Source organism: Campylobacter sp. US55 (genome assembly GCF_004378955.1).
Lineage (GTDB): Bacteria > Campylobacterota > Campylobacteria > Campylobacterales > Campylobacteraceae > Campylobacter_D > Campylobacter_D jejuni.
Map to the genome: position 1 here is coordinate 116029 of NZ_RYYF01000004.1, position 18760 is coordinate 134788.

The window sequence follows — 18760 nt, forward strand, 5'->3', positions numbered from 1 at the left end:
ATCCAAAAATTAAATTTTTACACAAGGAAAACTAAATGAAAAAGTTTATAGTATTTTTTGGGATTTTGTTTTTTGTTTCGTGTTTAAATGCACAAAATTTAAGTATTTTCGTGGCTTCTTCAGCTTCAAAGGCGATGAGTGAAGTTAAAGATGAGTTTTTAAAAACACATCCAAAAGATAAAATAGAATTGGTTTTTGGTGCTTCTGGAAAATATTATGAGCTTTTAAAACAAGGGAGAGAATTTGATCTCTTTTTTTCAGCAGATACTAAATATGCTAAGGCTATTTATGATGATAAAAATGCCTTAATAAAACCAAAAGTTTATGTTTTAGGAGTTTTGGCTTTGTATAGTTTGGATGAAAATTTACTCCAAGGAGGTGTTGAAAATTTAAAAGAAAAGGCAGGTAAAATCACGCATCTAAGCATAGCCAATCCTAAAGTAGCTCCTTATGGAGTAGCGGCTAAAGAAGTGCTTGAAAATTTGGATTTAAATGAGCTTTTTAAAGACAAAATCGTTTTAGGCGAAAATATCTCAGTACCTGTTTTACATGTAGATAGTAAAAATGTAGATATAGCTATAGTGGCTTATTCTTTAGTTTCTCCTATCAATCATCCTAAAGGTAAAACAAGTATTATTAATCCAAAGTATTTTAGCCCTTTAGAGCAAAGTTATGTCATTACAAAATATGCTAAGGATAAAAAATTAGCCTTTGAATTTAGTGAATTTATTAGTTCTTCAAAAGCAAAAGAGATTTTTAAAAAATACGGATTTAGCACACCATGAACCTTATAAAAGGACAAATTTATGAACTTTTGAATCAAGAGGATATAGTTATTGTTAAAATACTTTCTAAAGAAGTGATTTTTAGTGTTTTAATGCTTGAATTAAAATCTTTAGAAAATTTAAAAATTGGTGCGAGTGTAGAACTTCTTTTTAAAGAGCATGAACTTTGTTTTAGCACAAGTAAAACTCTTTTAAGTGTTGAAAATTCTTTTTTAGCTAAAATTACAAAAATTAAAAAAGGCGAACTTTTGTATCAGGTATTTTTTGATTTTAAAGGTAATGAGCTTTCTAGTATTATCACTAAAGAAAAAGCTTTAGAACTTGAACTTTGTGAAAATCAAGAATGGTTTTGTTTTGTAAAAGCAAATGATATTGTATTAAGGAGTCATAGTGCTTGATCCAGCTTTTTTACAAACCCTTTATCTTACTTTTAAACTTGCTTTTATCACGACTTTTATTCTTTTTTTTATTGGTGTTTTTTTAGCTTATTTGTTAAGTTTTGTGCGTTTTCCTTTTAAAACAATTCTTCAAAGCTTTATTTCTCTGCCTTTAATCTTACCTCCTAGTGTTTTGGGATTTTATTTGCTTGTAACTTTTTCGGCTAATAGTTTTTTAGGGCAAGTTTTAAAAGAATATTTTAATCTTTCTTTAGTTTTTAGTTTTGAAGGTCTTGTTTTTGCTTCTTTGATTTTTTCTTTGCCTTTTATGGTAAATCCTTTACAAAGTGCCTTTTCATCGATTAATCCAAATTTGCTCGATGCTTCTTATAGTTTAGGTAAAAGTAAAATTTATACTCTTTTTAGAGTGATTTTACCTAATTCTAAAGCAGGAATTTTTAGTGCTTGTGCGATGAGTTTTGCTCATACTGTGGGTGAATTTGGAGTCGTGATGATGATAGGAGGACATAAACAAGGCGAAACTTTAGTGGCTAGTATAGCTATTTATGATGAACTTGAAATCTTAAACTATAGCTTAGCCCATCAATATGCTTTTATATTGTTTATTTTTTCTTTTTTAGTGCTTTTTAGTCTTTATTTTGTCAATAAAAAAATGAGTTTTCAATGATAAAAATTGATATCAATCATCCTATGAATACCGCTAAAGGAAGGGTGGATTTAAATTTTAAAAAAGATATAGAATCAGGAAAAATTACTGCACTTTTTGGCGAAAGTGGAGCAGGAAAAACTACTCTTTTAAAAATCATAGCAGGGCTTATAAGACCTGAATTTGGGCGTATAGAAGCAGATAATGAACTTTGGTTTGATTCTTCAAAAAATTTTAGCTTAGCTTTACAAAAAAGAAAAATTGGTTTTGTTTTTCAAGATTATGCGCTTTTTCCAAATATGAATGTAAAAGAAAACATCGCCTATGCCGCTAGTTCTAAAGCAAAGGTTAGTGAGCTTTTAGCCTTAATGGGTCTTGAAAATTTGGCTAAAATTTATCCTAAACATTTAAGCGGAGGACAAGCACAAAGAGTAGCTTTAGCAAGAGCTTTAGCAAGAGAACCAAAAATTTTGCTTTTAGATGAGCCTTTGAGTGCTTTGGATTTTAAAATGCGCGCCAATTTACAAGATGAATTGGCTAAAATTTTAGAGTATTTTAAGATAAGTACTTTATTGGTAAGTCATGATTTGGCTGAAATTTATAAGTTAAGTCATAGAATTTTAGAGCTTAAAAATGGAAATATCATTAAGGATTTTCCTAAAAATGAATTTTTTACTCATTCAAGTATTAGTGCAAAATTGCGTTTGAGTGCGACTTTACTTGAAATTAAAAAAAGTGATATTTTGGTGGTTTTAACCTTGCTTTTAAATCAAGATATTATTAAAATCACTCTTAGTGAAGAGGAATTTTTAAAAGCTTATCAAGATATAAAAATAGGCGATACTCTCATACTTTCAGTAAAAGCTTTTAATCCTATTATTGTTGAAAAAATTAGCTAAATACTTATTTAATAATTCTTCCCTTATTTTAATATTTTTAATGTCCTTTATATCAACATTTAAAGCAAAAGATAAAATTTTGTTTTTAATCTTTACAAATCCAACAATCCAAGCTAAATTGATATTATCATTAAAACCTGTTTTAGCATAAATTTTTTGGATTTTATCTTCCTTAAAAAGAATAATTTCTTTAACTTCTTCTTGATTTTTTTTAGAAAAAGGTAAAGAATTTTGCGAAAGTTTAAAAAGTAAATCAGCTTGATTTTTTGCAGAAATTTGTAAAGAATTATCTAGCCAAAAGGTATCGATTTTTGAAATTTTTGTATTTCCATAAGAAAGTTTATTTAAGCTTTCTTGCATAGTTTTAAGTCCTATGTTTCTTGCCAATTCTTTAAAAGCAGGCACTTGAGAGCATTTTATGGCTGAGCTTAAACTAGCATCTTGTTTCCAAGAGGGCAAAAATACTTTTTCACCCTTATAATGATAAAAAATTTCCTTTGTGTCTCTAACTACACCATTATCAAGTGCAATTAAAGCATTAAAAATTTTAAAAGTTGAAGCAGGAGAAAAAGCTTTTTTAGCTCTTTTAAAATCATTACTTGCATAATTTTTTCCATTAAAGACTATAAAAGTCCCACTTGTATTATAATCTTTAAAAAAATTACCAAGTATTTTATCCTCTCCAATGGCTATATTCAAAAACAATATAAATACAATAAAATTTCTCACTGCTCTTTATATCTTGATAAGACTTTTCTCATTGCTAAACTTGCTAAAACTAAGCCAAAAGAAGCTGTCACGCCCATAAAAGAACCTAAATCTTTGCAATGTGCTTCTTCATCAGAAAATACCACATCAAAATTTCCCTTAAAGCCTGATTTTCTAAGTTCATAGCGAAATTTTTTCGCTAAAGCATCACCGTAAGTTTTAAAAATACTTGTGGTTTTAATACGTGTTGGATCAAGCTTTCTAGCTCCACCTGTTGAAGAAATAAAAATTTGTTTTTTAAAATCTATAAGATGAGCTAAAGCTACTTTTGCAGGGATATCATCAATGGCATCTATGATAAGATCAAACTCGCTTAAATCAAATTTTTTTAAAAAATCTTCATCGATTTTACTGACTATACCTTTAGCCTTATAAATTCTTTCAAATACTTTAGCCTTTTCTTCGCCTATATTTTCGCTATGAATTTGGCGATTTTGATTAGTGATTTCAAATTTATCCGCATCAATTAAAGTAAGGTTTTTAAAACCGCTACGATAAAGTGTATCAACGCAAATTCCACCCACTCCACCAAGTCCGCAAACCAAAACTTTTGTTTGTGAAATTTTTTGAAATTTTTCTTCTCCAACTAGCCATTTTATACGTGTAAATCTATCATTCATCATTTGCCTTTAACCATTTTTTAACTTTTTTCATTCTTTCATAAGCTGTAAGATCCAGCATTATAGGGGTTATTGTAGCGTAGCCTTTTTTAAGTAAGGCAATATCGCTATTTTTCTCATCTTCAAAGTCTAAATTCGCCGCTGCAAGCCAATAATACTCAACTCCTCTCGGATTGACATTTGAGTGAGCTTCAAAATTATAAACCCTTTTGCCCGCTTTACAAATTTTAATGCCTTTGATTTTTGATTTTGCAGGAAAATTGATATTTAAAAATTCTTTTTTTTCCAAAGGAAAACCTTTATCAAAAATATTTTGAATGATTTTTTTGGTAATTTTTAAAGCATTTTTATAGTCTAGTTCTTTTTCACTTTTTTTATAAAATTGAGAAAGAGCGATAGCAGGAATTCCTTGTAAAACCGCCTCCATAGCTCCTGCACAAGTTCCTGAGTAAGTAATATCTTCCCCTACATTTGCTCCTTTGTTAATCCCACTGATTACAAGATCAGGCAAGCGTGTTTTATAAAGTGCGTGAAGTGCAAGATAAACACAATCTGCAGGAGTACCATCATCAAGTTTGTAAAATCTTTTTCCTACTTTAACAAAGCGTAAGGGTTTTGTTAAAGTTATAGAGTGCGAACAGGCTGATTTTTCAGTAGCAGGAGCTACTATGGTAATTTTAACTTTAAATTCTTTTTTTAACATTTTGACAAGCTTTTTAAGTCCTTCGCTCTCATAACCATCATCATTGGTAATTAAAATTCTTTTCATTCTTACCCTTTTTTTAAGTATTTTAACATAAAAAGCCTTAAGTACAAGTATAGATTAAATTTCTACTACTAATTTTACTAATACTTTTATATTCCTTATCTCTAATTCAATTTAATAAAGCTAATCCATAAAATCAGCATAGGAATTAGACTTTGATTTTTGCTATTTAGTTTAAAATTTTCACCTATAAATGTAAATAATTTCTCTAACATTCAACCATATAATAAAAAATATAATAATTATCTATACTTTTTAATTTTAATACAATATCTTGTTAAAATCCAGGAACACTTAATTTCAATCTTCCTAGTTTTAGAGATTATAAACACTAATATCAACTCTCTATAAATAGTACTTTCAAAATTCAAATTATCTCAATCACAAAGCCTTTAGTCTATTATCAATTTTCTTTATTTTGCTTCAAAACTTTACTTAATTTCATTTATTACCAAACTGTCTGCATTACTTATAAATATTGATATCACTTACTATTTTTATTCTTTACATATATTTAAAAAATTAAATAAATTATAAATTTTATATCTTTTTAAAAAATATATTAATATACTTACAATATTTTTGCTTCAAGGAGAAAAAATGCAAAAAATTAATCTTGTAATAATATTAAGCTTGTTGTTATTATTTTTTATTGGATGTTCCTCTAAAGAACTCAATCCTTTAGGGCGTTCTTATGGTAAATTATATGATAGCGATCCTCTTAAAATAGGAAAAAAACCTACAATACCAGCTAAACAAGAAATTCCTGCATTAATTGATGACACAAACCTAATTCCAGCAGATATCCCGTTAGAACCACCTTTAATAAAATTAAATACTTTTAAAGATAATAGTAGTAGTATTAAAGGACCTTTGCCAAGATTAAAATCAAATGGCGAATTTAATGATGCATCTGTATATGAAAATAGAGGATATCCAAGCGATTTCGTGACTATTATGGGTCCTTCAGGAGCTGCTTTAACTGTTTGGGCATTAAGACCGGGAAATTGGATATGGGGTTATAATCTATACTCAAGCATACCTTTTGGAGATGCAAATATATGGCAACTTATAGAATTTCCTAATAATAAGGTTATGATTAAAAATGCCAAAACACTAACTTGTTTAAATGCTTATGGGGAAGGAATTGTTCATTATCCTTGCGATCAAAGTAATTATGCACAATTTTGGAAACTTTATCCTATGAGCAATGGAGCTTACCAAATTCAAAATTTTGCAACTCAAAAATGTATTCAAACTCCCATACAAGATGTGATGCATGAATTCAATTTCTCTTTTTATGATATATATACAACAGACTGTTTAAAATCAGGTGAAAAAAATCTAGATAGACAATGGTATATAACAGCACCTACTTTTGCTTCTCATAGACCGTATAGATAAAATGGAGTTTAATATGAAAAAAATATTTTTATTGGTTTTTAGTATAAATTTACTTTTTGGAGCCTTGGAAGATTATAATGTTGGAACATGGAATTTACAAGGCTCTTCAGCAGCAACAGAGAGCAAATGGAATATTAGCATTAGACAACTTGTCACAGGAGATAATCCTATGGATATTCTTGCTATTCAAGAAGCAGGGGTTCTCCCTACTACTGCAGTAATGACACAAAGACAAGTTCAACCTGTTGGAATAGGTATTCCTATTCACGAATATGAATGGAATTTAGGCACCTCATCTCGTCCAAATTCTGTTTTTATATATTACTCAAGAATAGACGTAGGCGCAAATAGAGTTAATATGGCTATAGTCAGCAGAAGACAAGCTGATGAAGTTATAGTTTTACCTCCTCCAACTGTAAGCTCACGACCTATTATAGGAATTCGTATAGGAAATGATGCTTTTTTTAGTATCCATGCTTTAGCAAGAGGTGGTAATGATGCAGGAGCTATAGTAACAGCTATAGATGCTCATTTTAGAAATATGCCTCAAATAAACTGGATGATTATGGGCGATTTTAATAGAAATCCAGGATTATTAGCACCCTTGCTAGATGCTGATTTAAGATCAAGAATCTCTTTTGTTACCCCTTCTTCTTTTACACAAGCAAGCGGCGATGTTCTTGATTATGCCATTACTGGAAATTCTGATATAAGTAGAAGATATAGTCCGCCATCAATACTTGCTATACTAGCTTTTGCAGGTCTTAGAACCTTTTTAGCATCAGACCACTTTCCAGTAAATTTTAGAAAATTTTAAAGGTAATACCATGAAAAAAATTTTTGTTTTAATTTTTATTTTTTTAAGTTTATCTAGATCAATTGAACAACCAGGCGACTTGTCTGATTTTACCCCTATGTTTGCCATAAGATCTTTAGAAACAGGAATTAGTTTAAGTCCATTCAGAGAAACTTCTCAGAAACTTGAAGATCAAAATTGGATTCTAAGAGAAATTATACTTAATGACAAATTAAAACAAAGGGATGAATTAGCAAAAGAGTTACCTTTTGGTTATGTGCAATTTGTTAATCCAAGCGATAGTGATTTATGTTTAGCAATACTAGAAAGTGGGTTTTTTGGAGGAAAATCTTGTACAAAAGATTTAGAAGATGAAAAATTAGAAACTGTATTCTCTATTATGCCGACAACAGGACCAGCAGTTCAAATTAGATCTTTAGTTGAAGGAGGAAGAGAGTGTATGGTAACATTTTATAATCCAAATGTCGCTATAGAAAATCGCTTTGGTATACAACCTTGCACTTTGGATCCAGCTTTATTTTTAGATTTAAATGAATTAATGTTTTTTACTCCAGCTATTATAGAAGCAACCCCTATTTATTAATTATACATTTGTAAACCAAAAATTTCGGTTTACAATATTATTAAAATAATACCAAATCTATTCTAATTTATATCTATGATTTTAATAATAAACAATACTTCATTTACAATTTTATTTTATAAAAAATTAATATTTATTATACATTGGTAATATTTTTATTACATTATAACTATTTATTAACATATAATTTCTAAAATCTCACCTTCAATCAATAAAAATTTATCATAAAAGGAAATACTATGAAAAAAATTATTACTTTATTTGGTGCATGTGCCTTAGCTTTTAGTATGGCAAATGCAGATGTAAATCTTTACGGACCAGGTGGCCCACACACGGCCTTAAAAGATATAGCAAGTAAATATAGCGAAAAAACAGGCGTTAAAGTAAATGTAAATTTTGGCCCTCAAGCGACTTGGTTTGAAAAGGCTAAAAAAGATGCAGATATTTTATTTGGTGCTTCAGATCAATCGGCTTTAGCTATAGCGAGTGATTTTGGGAAAGATTTTAATGTGAGTAAAATCAAGCCTTTGTATTTTAGAGAAGCCATCATACTTACTCAAAAAGGCAATCCTTTAAAAATCAAAGGTTTAAAAGATTTGGCCAATAAAAAAGTAAGAATTGTTGTGCCTGAAGGTGCTGGAAAGAGTAATACTTCTGGAACGGGAGTTTGGGAAGATATGATAGGTAGAACTCAAGATATAAAAACCATACAAAATTTTAGAAACAATATCGTAGCTTTTGTTCCAAATAGTGGAAGTGCAAGAAAGCTTTTCGCACAAGATCAAGCCGATGCTTGGATCACTTGGATTGACTGGTCAAAAAGCAATCCTGACATAGGAACTGCCGTAGCTATAGAAAAAGATTTGGTTGTTTATAGAACTTTTAATGTGGTAGCTAAAGAAGGTGCGAGCAAAGAAACACAAGATTTTATTGCTTATTTAAGTTCTAAGGAAGCTAAAGAAATTTTTAAAAAATACGGCTGGAGAGAATAATCTTCATACACGCTTTTTAGCGTGTATTCTTCCATAACTTCTTTTAATTAAGCCAAAATAAGATAAAATGTTTAAAATATTTTATCGGAAAATGTGAATGATTTTTGAAAAACAAGAGTATCAAGTTAAGTGCATAGATAATATTATCACACTTTTAAAGAATTTTGATTTTAAAAGACAGGATAATTTAAAAGAATGTTTGAAAGAATTTTATAAAAACACCTTTTTACCAGTGCAAAATATAAGTGATAAATTAAATTTAGATATTTTAATGGAAACGGGCACAGGTAAGACTTTTACTTATTTAAATTTGATATTTGAACTTCATAGGCAATTTAAGCAAAATAAATTCATTATTTTTGTTCCAAGAAAAGCAATTTTAGAAAGCGTAAAACAAAATATAGAACTCACAAAAATTTATTTTTATTCAGAATATCAAAAATATTTAAAAGCCTATTACTACTCAGATGGTAAGAGTCAGAGTGCTATTATTAATCACTACATTAACAATAAAGATGAGCTTTCGGTATTGGTTTTAACCAATAGTGCTATTGATAAAAAAACCAATTTGCTTAATCAACAAAATGAAAGTTTATTTAAAAGTTTATCTGAATTCAAAAGCGTTTTTGAAAATATCATAGATTTAAAACCTATTAGTATTATTGATGAGCCTCATTTACTTAAAGGAAAGGCTTTTAATGAATATTTTTCAAAAATAAATTCACTTTATTTTCGCTTTGGGGCGACTTTTCCAAAAGAAAAAGATTATGAACTTAGCAATATGATCTATTGTCTTGATTCTATATCTGCTTTTAAAGAATATCTTGTAAAACAAGTCAAAGTACATACTTTAGGAGTAAATACAAACAATATTTTTCTTAAAGAGTATAAAAATAAAAAAGCAATTTTTACCTATACTTTAAATGGCATAGAAAGAGAAGAAACAATAAAGTTACAAGATAGTTTTTCTCTTTTAAATAATGCCATTTTAACGCAAGTAAAGGATAATAAAGCTTATTTTAATGATGAAACTATTATCGAGAAAAAAGAAAGTTATGTTTTAAACAATGATGAAATTAAAGAACTTTTAAAAAAAGCGATTGACTTGCATTTTGAAAAGGAAGAAAAACTTTTTAAAAAAGGTATCAAAGCTTTAAGTTTGTTTTTTATCCCGAACATCACAGATTTTAGGGGCGAAAGTCCTTTTATTAAAAATACTTTTGAAGAACTTTACAAAGAAAAACGCAATGAAATTTTAAAGCTAAATTTAGATGTTCGATATAAAGAATATTTAGAAAAAGACTTTGATGAAGCAGGAAATTTAAGAGTTCATCAAGGCTATTTTAGTGGTGATAAAGGAAGTCCTGATGAAAAAGAAGCTAATGGAGTAAAGCTTATTTTAGAAGAAAAAGAAAAATTACTTTCTTTTGATACTTCTTTGCGTTTTATTTTCAGCGTTTGGGCTTTGCAAGAAGGCTGGGATAATCCAAATATTTTTACTTTAACCAAACTTTCAAATTCTTCTTCTCAAATTAGCATTCATCAACAAGTGGGGCGTGGTTTAAGACTTTGTGTTAATAATAAAGGCAAGAGAATTACGCATAATTATTTAGATTTTGATGACAATCAATTTTATGATATTAATTATCTTGATATTTTAGTGAGTGCAAGAGAAGTTGATTATATAGAAAATTTGCAAAAAGAAGTTTTAGATTCTAGTTTTAGATTTGATAGTCAAACACTAGAAAAAAACTTTCTTGAGAATTTATTAAATGTAGATTTAGCTAGTGATTTAATTTATCTTTTAAAAAAATCAAAATTAATTTCTTACAATGAAGAACAAAGTAATTATAAAATCTTATCTCCTATATATGAAAGTATAAAGGATAATGAAGAGTTTAAAGAACTTTTAGGCGATAAATTTGATAAATTCTTAAATATATTTAAAGAAAATTCAAACAACACTCATGAGCAAATCATCAATGCTAAAAATCAAGATAATAAGGTCAAAATAAGAACGCATTTAGCCAAAGATTTTAAAGAGCTTTGGGAAAAAATTAATAAAAAAGCACAAATAATTTATCAAAACATAAACGAACAAAGTATTATAGATGAAGTTATACTAGCTTTTAATGCTTTAAATATAGAAAAAGAACGCGTGTATTATGAAAGAAAACTTTTTGACGCTAAGCAAAATTCTATCATCACTGAAGAAATTAAAACCTTGGAAGAAATTGATTATAAAAAAAGCCTTTACCAAGAAATACAAAATTTGCTTTTAAATTTCAGTAAAGATGAAAAATTTCCTTTAGTATTTTTGCTAAAAATTTATGAAAAACTTGATAAAACTAAATTTGAAAACTCTCCAAAAAAAGCTTTTAATAGCCTAAAAAACATCATCAAAGATAAAATTCATCATAGTTTATTACACTCTATAAATTATGAATTTTCTCTTCATGCTTTTTCAAATTCTTATGAAAATTTGATAGAAAATGGTGAATTTAAAGAAAGTATCGCTATGCAAAAATTAGGGCGTTACAAAGATGATGAAGAACCGGCTAAAAATTATCTTTATGAAAGTGTGATTTATGATTCTAATATAGAAAAAGAAATCATCAAAGAAAATCATGAAATTATCGAAACTAAAACGATAAAAGTTTTTGCCAAATTACCAAAACTTAGCATCCCTACACCTTATAAAAACTATGAACCTGATTTTGCTTATTTTTTAGAAGATCAAAAGGGTAAAAAAATCTTTTTTGTATGCGAAAGTAAAGGCTATGATAAAGAAAGTGATATCGCATTAAATGAAAGAAAAAAGATAGATTATGCTAGAGTGTTTTTTCAAAAATTAGATGAGAATTTAAAAAATGAAAATATAAAAATTATTTTTAACACAAGGATAAATAAACAAAAATTAATTCATTGTATCAATGAAGTTTTAAAGGAAAATAATGCTTGATATAAATAAAATCAAAAAAGAAAATTTAATCAATACAAAAGAAAATAAAAATGAACTTTTAGAGTATTTAAAGCTAAATTTCCCACAAACCATAAAAGATGGACAAGTCGATTTAAAGGCTATTGCTATGCTTTTAGGCTTAAATAATAAAGAAATTAGAGGTTATGAGTTAAGTTTCACAGGCAAAGCTTTAGCAAATGCTCTTTACGATACTCCAAATACTAAAGAATTAAAATTTCATAAGAGTTTAAGCAAAAACTTTGAAACTACTAAAAATGCTATCATAAAAGGGGATAATCTTCATGCCTTAAAACTTTTAAAATCCGCTTACTATGAAAAAATAAAAATGATTTATATCGATCCGCCTTACAATACTAAAAATGATAAATTTATTTATAATGATGATTTTGTAAAAGAGCATAAAAAACTTTTAATAGAAGTTGGACTTTTAGAAATCACAGAAGAAGGTGAAGAAATCAGAAGTGAAATTTTAAATTTTTTCATCAATACTAGGGGCGATAGAAGTCATAGTGCATGGCTTGGCTTTATGCTACCACGCCTTAAACTTGCTAGAGATTTGCTAAGAGAAGATGGAGTGATATTTATAAGCATTGATGATAACGAACAAGCAAATTTAAAGATTCTTTGTGATGAGATTTTTGGGGAAGAGAATTTTATTTCATGTTTTATTTGGCAAAAAAAATCAGGTGGAGGACAGGCAAAATATTTTTACGAAGGACATGAGTATATGCTTATATATACAAAAGATAAAACAAATTTAAATGGACTTTTTAAATTTAAAGAAAAACCAGAAATTAACAATGATTTGATAAGAAAAGTCCACGGTAAATATACCAATAATGAATCCATTAAAAAAATTTTAAATTTATATCCAAAAGACACTATCGATCACAGAAATTTAATGTTTGAAGAATTAGATATTTTTTTAAAAGAAAATATGATTAGTGAGAAAAAATATAATGATATAAAATCAAAAATTGACAGCGGCGAGTATTTTTTACAACAATATAAAGATACAAAATTTCATCTCATTTGCTCTTATCAAGATGATAATTTATCAAAAATGTATTCCATATTTAGTGGACATTGGACTTCAGATGGAAATGAAGAAATAGAAAGCATATTTAATGGCAAATTGGTTTTTGAAAATCCAAAACCAACCACATTAATAAAGGAAATATTTTTTGCAAATACAAATCAAAATGATATTATCCTAGACTTCTTTGCAGGTAGTGGCACGACAGCACAAGCGGTAATGGAACTCAACGCAGAAGATAATGGAAATCGTAAATTTATTCTAGTGCAACTTGATGAAAAAATCGATGAGAATAAAAGCAAAGTGGCTTATAATTTTTGTAAAAATAAACTAGGAAGCGAAAACCCAGTTATTAGCGATATAACCATTGAAAGAGTTAAAAGAGCGGGTGAGAAAATTTTAAAAGAAAATAGGGATAAAAATTTAGATTTAGGCTTTAAAGTATTTTCTCTTGTAGAAAAACCTGAACTAACAAAAGATGATTTAAATGCTTTAAATTTAAAATATCACGAACATTTAACCCCTTATGAAAAAGCTTTGAATTTAGCCTTACTAGATGGTAAGACTTTAGACAAAGACTTAAAAATGATTTTAAAAGATAAACTTTATGAGTGCGAAGATTGTTTTTATATAGTAAATTGCGATGATGAAGTTTTAGAATTTTTAAGAAAAACACAAAATGAAAATGTGTATATTAATGGATATGATGATATAAATTTAGAAGATTATTTAAACCTAGAAAGCTTTTTAAAAGAACGTTTAAAAGTGGTGTATTAAGGAAAGATTATGAAAGTAAAGTTAAAAAATGTTGGAATGCTCGATGAGGCAGAATTTGAAGTAGGAAATATTACTTTAATTTGCGGTGAAAACAATACCGGAAAAACTTATGCTACTTATAGTTTGTATGGTTATTTGGATTTTATGAGAATTGTTAGAGAAAGTTTTTTTATAAGAAAAAGAAGGCTTTTTGATGATGAAAATTTAAATAATGATATAAAAGATACACAAGAGATAAAATTAACTTATGTAGATATTAAAAACAAATTAGAACATCATATAAAAATTAAAACAAAATTATATTCTCATCGCATACTTGTTAAAGTTTTAGCAGGTAAAAATGAAGATTTTGTAAATGCAGAATTTAATGTAGATATACAAATTTCTTTAGAAAGTGTTAAACAAGCTATAAAGCAGTATTTAGAAAATTTAAACTTAAACAATAAAGCAAAAGCTAAACATATAATTTATGATGATGGTATAGGTTTTTCTAATTTAAATAAACTTGAATTTAGAGAGTATTTAGAAATATTTTTTGATAATTTATTAAATTATATTTTAATAAAAAATTTTATTTTAAGTGTTGAAAGAACTGGTGCTTCTATTTTTCAAGGAGATTTGGATTTTATTAAATTAGCAAAATTAGAAGCTATGCAAAAAATGTTAAAAGAAGAAGATATAGATTTGTTTGAATTTCATAAAAAAATAGAAGAGAAAAAGAAACTTTATCCAAAACCTGTAAGAGATAATATAGATTTTATAAGAGATATACCGCAAAAATCAAAATTCGAAAGTATGTTTAAAAAAAATAAAGATAAATATAAAAATATTTTAGATTTATTGGGAAAGATAGTAGGTGGAAAATATAAAGCTACAGAGTACGGCATTTTATATCAACCAAAAGGTAGTAAGAAATATTTTAATATAGAAGTAGCTTCAAGTTCTGCTAGATCTTTATTGATGTTATATTTTTATATTTTACATGAAGCTCAAAAAGGTGATATTTTGATGATAGATGAACCAGAGCTTAATCTTCATCCTAAAAATCAAATTTTATTAGCAAGGCTTCTTGTTCTTTTGGCAAATGCAGGTATTAAAATTTTTATTACTACTCATAGCGATTATATAGTTAGAGAGTTAAATAATTGTATTATTTTAAACAATTTTGCAAATGAAAAGATAAAAGAAAATTTTAAAGAATATGATGATAGTTATAAATTATCAAAAAAAGATGTAAATGCTTATATTGCGTTTTATGACAAAAAAAGCAAAAAAAATACATTAAAAAAAGTAGATATAAGCAGTGAAAATGGCATAGATATGGAAACATTTAATGATATTATCGAACAAACTATAAATATAGATGAAAAAATGGCTAGTATGTTTATGGAAGATTAAAATGGATAATAGTCTTAAAACATTTAAAGAAAGCATAAATCAAAATTTACTTTGTGAAAATATTAAAGAAAGAAATGATGGAAGAACTAAAATTCTAGGTGTAAATTTTACTAAAAACAATGAAGATTTTATAGTAATTAGACAAGAAAATCACTATAAAAGCCAACATACTTTGCTTAATTATTCCAATGAAGAAGATTGGTTGCACAAAACTAATTTATCTTGTGATTTTATAATAGTTTATTCTAAAAATAATAAGGTAAAAATTAGTTTTTGTGAAATAAAAAGTAGCAATACTGACTTAGAAAAAGCAAGATGTCAAATATTATATTCTAAATTATGGCTTGAATATCTTTTTAAATGCTATAGCTTTGCACATAAAGTAGATATAGATTGCTTTACTAAAGCTCTAATTGAAAGTAAATATTTTATGTTATATCCTAGAATAAATAACGTTAATTTAAAAAAAACTATCGGAAAAGATAATAAAAGAAAATATAAAGAAATAGTAATACAAGATTGTTGTTTATCTGAAAAACATTTTAATGTAAATCCTTATAATTTTATTTAGGAATTTAAATGAAAACCTTTTTAGTTTGCGCCTTAGAGCCTTCAGCAAATTTACATTTAAAAGAAGTTTTAAAAGCTTATAAAAAAGATTTTGGTGAATTTGAACTTCATGGGATTTATGATGAAAGTTTGTGCAAAGAATTTGATTTAAATTCTAAGCCACTTTATAGCTCACATGAGTTTAGTGCTATGGGTTTTATAGAAGTTTTGCCTTTGATTTTTAAAGCAAAAAAAGCTATAAAAAAACTTGTAAATTTAAGTTTTACTCAAAAAATAGATGGGATTTTATGCATAGATTCGCCCGCTTTTAACATACCTTTTGCCAAGGCTTTAAAAAAAGCAGGTAGTAAAATTCCACGCATTTATTATATTTTACCTCAAGTTTGGGCGTGGAAAAAAGGTCGCATACCTATCATAGAAAGTCATTTTGATATTTTAGCTTCTATTTTACCCTTTGATAATCAGTTTTTTAACAAAAGCACTTATGTAGGCCATCCACTCTTAGATGAGATAAAAGAATTTAAAAATCAAGAAGATATTAATCATACACTTTCAAAAAAAGATGATGAAAAAACTATAGCCTTTTTACCAGGTTCAAGGCGTAGTGAAATTAGGCGTTTGATGCCTATTTTTAAAGAACTTTCTCAAAAATTTAAGGGTGAAAAAATTCTTTGTGTTCCCCCATTTAATCTTGAAAAATTAGAAATTTATGGTGATATTAGTGAATTTAAAATAGAAAGTAACACTCCAAAAGTGCTTAAAAAAGCTGATTTTGCCTTTATTTGTAGTGGAACGGCTACTTTAGAAGCAGCTTTAGTGGGAACTCCTTTTGTTCTTACTTACAAAGCAAAGGCTATTGATATTTTTATCGCAAAACTTTTTGTAAAATTAAAACACATAGGACTTGCAAATATTTTTTGTGATTTTGCTAAAAAAGAAGCTTTAAATCCTGAATTTTTACAAGATAAAGTCAATGTTTTAAATTTATATGAAGCTTATAATAAATATGATTATAAGGCATTTTTTGCTAAAGTTGATTTTTTAAAAGAATATTTACAATTTGGAAGTGCTAAAAATTTAGCAAAAATCCTAAGCGAAATATAAAAGGATAAATCATGCAAAAAGAACCAATGAGTCAATTTGGCTATGATAAGTTAGCCGCAGAATTAAAAGATTTAAAAGACAATCAACGCCCTGCCGTTGTAATAGAAATCGATACAGCAAGGAGTCATGGGGATTTGAAAGAAAATGCGGAATACCATGCTGCAAGAGAAAAACAAGCTTTGATAGAAAGTCGTATTGCAGAGCTTAGTGACTTGCTAGCAAGAGCTCAAGTGATCGATCCTTCAAGCTATGAACATGATAGTGTGAAATTTGGTTCAAGTGTTGTGATCATGGATTTGGATACAGAAAAAGAAAGTAAATATACTTTAGTAGGAATTTGCGAAGGAGATTTAGATAAGGGTTATATTTCCATCGCATCTCCAATAGCGAAAGCTATGCTTGGGAAAAAAGAAGGAGATGATTTTAAAGTGCGTTTGCCAAAAGGTGAGAGTGAATTTGAAATCCTTTCTATAAATTATGAGCCTTTGAAATTTTAAGGATAAAAAATTTTACTACAAAATGGAGCGATTTTAATCGCGGATGCTCATGAAAATGAACAAAGAAAGGGATTTTGGGAATTTTTACAAGCCTTAAAGAAAGGTAAAATTTCCACCCCTCAACTCATACTTATGGGCGATATTTTCGATTTGCTTATAGGCGAAATCTCTGCTACACATGAATTTGCTAAACCTTACATAGAACTTTTAGAAGAATTGGCCTTAAAAATTGAAATTATCTACTTAGAAGGCAATCATGATTTTAATCTTTCTTGTTTTTTTAAAAGGGTAAAAATTTTTAACTTACAAGAGCAGCCCATAAAGCTTAATTTGCATACAAGTAAAGGTAATAATCTTGTTTTAAATAATGCTTTTATAAAATTAGCTCACGGAGATATTTTTTTACCACCTCTTTTACAATTTACTCTTAAAACATTAAGAAATCATTATTTGCTTATATTTTTGAATTTTTTAAATATTATTACTTGTAATTTTATTTCAAATAAAATTCTTCAAAATCAAAACAAAAAAAACCTTTTTTATCAAATAAAAGATTTTGAAAATTTAGCGAAAAAAAGATATGAAAGATATGAAAATTTAGGATTTTGGGTATGTGAAGGACACTATCATCAAAATCATCAAATCAACAAAGAAAACATTAAATATCTTAACTTAGCTAGTTTTGCATATGAGAGAAGTTTTTTTGTAGTAGAATATCAGCAAGAAATCAAATTTCGAGAACAGAAATTGAGGGGTCAAAATGTTTGATGAAAATATCGTGAAAACGGGTTCAAATGAAATGGAGCTTGTCGATTTCCGTATCTTTAAGCAAGGACACGATAAAGTCTATGAAGGAATTTATGGTGTAAATGTTTCTAAGGTAAGGGAGATTATAAAAATCCCAAGCCTTACAGAACTTCCAGGTGTACCTGATTACATCGAAGGTATCTTTGATCTTCGTGGCGTGGTTATACCTGTAGTCAATCTTGCCAAATGGATGCAAATCACTGAGCCAGAAAGCACTATGCTAAAACCTAGAGTTATTATTACTGAATTTAGCAATATTCTTATTGGTTTTATAGTTCACGAAGCAAAAAGAATTCGTAGAATAAACTGGAAAGATATAGAACCAGCAACTTTTTCTACAGGATCAGGTGCTTTAGATAAAGGTAAAATCACAGGTGTAACACGCATTGAAAATGATGAAGTGTTGCTAATTTTAGATCTTGAAAGTGTTGTTGAAGATTTAGGAATTTACGCTCCAAAAACAGATATAGATTTTGGAAAAATAGAAAAATTTACTGGAACAGCACTTATACTTGATGACAGCATGACCGCTAGAAAACGCATCAAAGAAATGATGCAACAGATGGGCTTTCAAGTTGTTGAAGCTAAGGACGGCGTAGAGGGCATAAACAAATTAGAAGAATTAAGCCAAGTTTATGGTGAAAGTTTAAATGATACTTTAAAAATTATAGTAAGTGATGTCGAAATGCCGCAAATGGATGGTTTCCACTTTGCTGCACGCATTAAAGAAGATCCAAGATTTAAAGATATTCCTATAGTCTTTAACTCGTCTTTATCAAATGAATTTATGAATGAGAAAGGTGTTCAAGAAGCTGGTGGAGAAGGCTATCTTGTCAAATTTAACGCTAGCGATTTCTTCAATGAAATTGCAAAGGTTATTAAAAAACATCAATCTCAAGAACAGGGGTAA

The 18760-nt window shown here is 27.9% G+C and carries 19 protein-coding genes; 16 read left to right on the forward strand and 3 right to left on the reverse strand.

Going from position 1 to position 18760, the window contains the following annotated elements:
* Window positions 1-35 precede the first annotated feature (35 nt).
* Genes modA through ELQ07_RS04130 form a run of 4 tightly spaced genes read left to right on the forward strand, consistent with a single transcriptional unit; the run spans window position 36 to window position 2728 of the window.
* Window positions 36-785, forward strand: coding sequence for a molybdate ABC transporter substrate-binding protein (gene modA, locus ELQ07_RS04115; RefSeq protein ID WP_052802222.1), 750 nt, complete (start codon window positions 36-38; stop codon window positions 783-785).
* Entirely contained in the window at window positions 782-1183 is a 402-nt protein-coding gene (locus ELQ07_RS04120; RefSeq protein ID WP_134224774.1) for a TOBE domain-containing protein, read from the forward strand. The genes modA and ELQ07_RS04120 overlap by 4 nt, the downstream gene beginning before the upstream one ends.
* Window positions 1176-1850 carry a molybdate ABC transporter permease subunit gene (gene modB / locus ELQ07_RS04125; protein WP_002936881.1) on the forward strand — a complete coding sequence of 225 codons (675 nt, stop codon included), beginning with the start codon at window positions 1176-1178 and terminating at the stop codon, window positions 1848-1850. Before ELQ07_RS04120 ends, modB begins: the two co-directional genes overlap by 8 nt.
* A complete protein-coding gene (locus ELQ07_RS04130) occupies window positions 1847-2728 on the forward strand; it encodes a sulfate/molybdate ABC transporter ATP-binding protein (protein WP_134224775.1) in 882 nt (293 codons plus the stop codon). The genes modB and ELQ07_RS04130 overlap by 4 nt, the downstream gene beginning before the upstream one ends.
* Here ELQ07_RS04130 and blaOXA read toward each other — a convergent pair.
* From blaOXA to surE, 3 genes are read right to left on the reverse strand one after another with little or no spacing between them, the layout of a single operon-like run.
* Window positions 2684-3457: an OXA-184 family class D beta-lactamase gene (blaOXA, locus tag ELQ07_RS04135; RefSeq protein ID WP_134224776.1), complete on the reverse strand. Its 774-nt coding sequence runs from the start codon at window positions 3455-3457 to the stop codon at window positions 2684-2686. The genes ELQ07_RS04130 and blaOXA overlap by 45 nt on opposite strands.
* Window positions 3454-4119: a ThiF family adenylyltransferase gene (locus ELQ07_RS04140; RefSeq protein ID WP_134224777.1), complete on the reverse strand. Its 666-nt coding sequence runs from the start codon at window positions 4117-4119 to the stop codon at window positions 3454-3456. Before ELQ07_RS04140 ends, blaOXA begins: the two co-directional genes overlap by 4 nt.
* On the reverse strand, window positions 4109-4885 hold the full coding sequence (gene surE, locus ELQ07_RS04145; RefSeq protein WP_134224778.1) for a 5'/3'-nucleotidase SurE: 777 nt from the start codon (window positions 4883-4885) through the stop codon (window positions 4109-4111). The genes ELQ07_RS04140 and surE overlap by 11 nt, the downstream gene beginning before the upstream one ends.
* Before the next feature lie 597 nt (window positions 4886-5482).
* On the opposite strand from surE, the gene ELQ07_RS04150 reads away from it, so the two are divergent.
* From ELQ07_RS04150 to ELQ07_RS04205, 12 genes are all read left to right on the forward strand, one after another.
* Window positions 5483-6286, forward strand: coding sequence for an RICIN domain-containing protein (locus ELQ07_RS04150; RefSeq protein ID WP_088303862.1), 804 nt, complete (start codon window positions 5483-5485; stop codon window positions 6284-6286).
* Window positions 6287-6299: 13 nt separating this feature from the next.
* Complete coding sequence (locus ELQ07_RS04155) at window positions 6300-7103, forward strand: cytolethal distending toxin subunit B family protein (RefSeq protein WP_070316697.1); 804 nt, start codon at window positions 6300-6302, stop codon at window positions 7101-7103.
* 10 nt (window positions 7104-7113) lie between these two features.
* Complete coding sequence (locus ELQ07_RS04160) at window positions 7114-7686, forward strand: cytolethal distending toxin subunit A (protein WP_070316696.1); 573 nt, start codon at window positions 7114-7116, stop codon at window positions 7684-7686.
* 239 nt (window positions 7687-7925) lie between these two features.
* The gene (gene peb3 / locus ELQ07_RS04165) at window positions 7926-8678 is read left to right on the forward strand and encodes an AcfC family glycoprotein adhesin PEB3 (RefSeq protein WP_002886243.1); all 753 of its coding nucleotides are present in this window, start codon (window positions 7926-7928) and stop codon (window positions 8676-8678) included.
* Window positions 8679-8775: 97 nt separating this feature from the next.
* Entirely contained in the window at window positions 8776-11640 is a 2865-nt protein-coding gene (locus ELQ07_RS04170; protein ID WP_134224779.1) for a DEAD/DEAH box helicase family protein, read from the forward strand.
* Complete coding sequence (locus ELQ07_RS04175; RefSeq protein WP_134224780.1) at window positions 11633-13474, forward strand: site-specific DNA-methyltransferase; 1842 nt, start codon at window positions 11633-11635, stop codon at window positions 13472-13474. Before ELQ07_RS04170 ends, ELQ07_RS04175 begins: the two co-directional genes overlap by 8 nt.
* A 9-nt stretch (window positions 13475-13483) precedes the next feature.
* The gene (locus ELQ07_RS04180) at window positions 13484-14872 is read left to right on the forward strand and encodes an AAA family ATPase (RefSeq protein WP_134224781.1); all 1389 of its coding nucleotides are present in this window, start codon (window positions 13484-13486) and stop codon (window positions 14870-14872) included.
* 1 nt (window position 14873) lies between these two features.
* Window positions 14874-15443 (forward strand): hypothetical protein, encoded by a 570-nt coding sequence (locus tag ELQ07_RS04185; protein WP_053872392.1) that lies wholly within the window; start codon window positions 14874-14876, stop codon window positions 15441-15443.
* 8 nt (window positions 15444-15451) lie between these two features.
* Window positions 15452-16546, forward strand: coding sequence for a lipid-A-disaccharide synthase (lpxB, locus tag ELQ07_RS04190; protein ID WP_134224782.1), 1095 nt, complete (start codon window positions 15452-15454; stop codon window positions 16544-16546).
* A gap of 11 nt (window positions 16547-16557) precedes the next feature.
* Entirely contained in the window at window positions 16558-17043 is a 486-nt protein-coding gene (gene greA, locus ELQ07_RS04195) for a transcription elongation factor GreA (protein WP_002851733.1), read from the forward strand.
* A gap of 9 nt (window positions 17044-17052) precedes the next feature.
* Window positions 17053-17811 carry a UDP-2,3-diacylglucosamine diphosphatase gene (locus ELQ07_RS04200; protein WP_323469217.1) on the forward strand — a complete coding sequence of 253 codons (759 nt, stop codon included), beginning with the start codon at window positions 17053-17055 and terminating at the stop codon, window positions 17809-17811.
* Window positions 17804-18760: a chemotaxis protein gene (locus ELQ07_RS04205; protein ID WP_088303868.1), complete on the forward strand. Its 957-nt coding sequence runs from the start codon at window positions 17804-17806 to the stop codon at window positions 18758-18760. The genes ELQ07_RS04200 and ELQ07_RS04205 overlap by 8 nt, the downstream gene beginning before the upstream one ends.

Excerpts from the sequence above, each read along its gene's own strand:
- modA (WP_052802222.1), top strand. The coding sequence starts at position 36 with ATGAAAAAGTTTATAGTATTTTTTGGGATTTTGTTTTTTGTTTCGTGT.
- ELQ07_RS04120 (WP_134224774.1), top strand. The coding sequence starts at position 782 with ATGAACCTTATAAAAGGACAAATTTATGAACTTTTGAATCAAGAGGAT.
- ELQ07_RS04130 (WP_134224775.1), top strand. The coding sequence starts at position 1,847 with ATGATAAAAATTGATATCAATCATCCTATGAATACCGCTAAAGGAAGG.
- ELQ07_RS04140 (WP_134224777.1), bottom strand. The coding sequence starts at position 4,119 with ATGATGAATGATAGATTTACACGTATAAAATGGCTAGTTGGAGAAGAA.
- surE (WP_134224778.1), bottom strand. The coding sequence starts at position 4,885 with ATGAAAAGAATTTTAATTACCAATGATGATGGTTATGAGAGCGAAGGA.
- ELQ07_RS04150 (WP_088303862.1), top strand. The coding sequence starts at position 5,483 with ATGCAAAAAATTAATCTTGTAATAATATTAAGCTTGTTGTTATTATTT.
- ELQ07_RS04155 (WP_070316697.1), top strand. The coding sequence starts at position 6,300 with ATGAAAAAAATATTTTTATTGGTTTTTAGTATAAATTTACTTTTTGGA.
- ELQ07_RS04160 (WP_070316696.1), top strand. The coding sequence starts at position 7,114 with ATGAAAAAAATTTTTGTTTTAATTTTTATTTTTTTAAGTTTATCTAGA.
- peb3 (WP_002886243.1), top strand. The coding sequence starts at position 7,926 with ATGAAAAAAATTATTACTTTATTTGGTGCATGTGCCTTAGCTTTTAGT.
- ELQ07_RS04170 (WP_134224779.1), top strand. The coding sequence starts at position 8,776 with ATGATTTTTGAAAAACAAGAGTATCAAGTTAAGTGCATAGATAATATT.
- ELQ07_RS04175 (WP_134224780.1), top strand. The coding sequence starts at position 11,633 with ATGCTTGATATAAATAAAATCAAAAAAGAAAATTTAATCAATACAAAA.
- ELQ07_RS04180 (WP_134224781.1), top strand. The coding sequence starts at position 13,484 with ATGAAAGTAAAGTTAAAAAATGTTGGAATGCTCGATGAGGCAGAATTT.
- ELQ07_RS04185 (WP_053872392.1), top strand. The coding sequence starts at position 14,874 with ATGGATAATAGTCTTAAAACATTTAAAGAAAGCATAAATCAAAATTTA.
- lpxB (WP_134224782.1), top strand. The coding sequence starts at position 15,452 with ATGAAAACCTTTTTAGTTTGCGCCTTAGAGCCTTCAGCAAATTTACAT.
- greA (WP_002851733.1), top strand. The coding sequence starts at position 16,558 with ATGCAAAAAGAACCAATGAGTCAATTTGGCTATGATAAGTTAGCCGCA.
- ELQ07_RS04205 (WP_088303868.1), top strand. The coding sequence starts at position 17,804 with ATGTTTGATGAAAATATCGTGAAAACGGGTTCAAATGAAATGGAGCTT.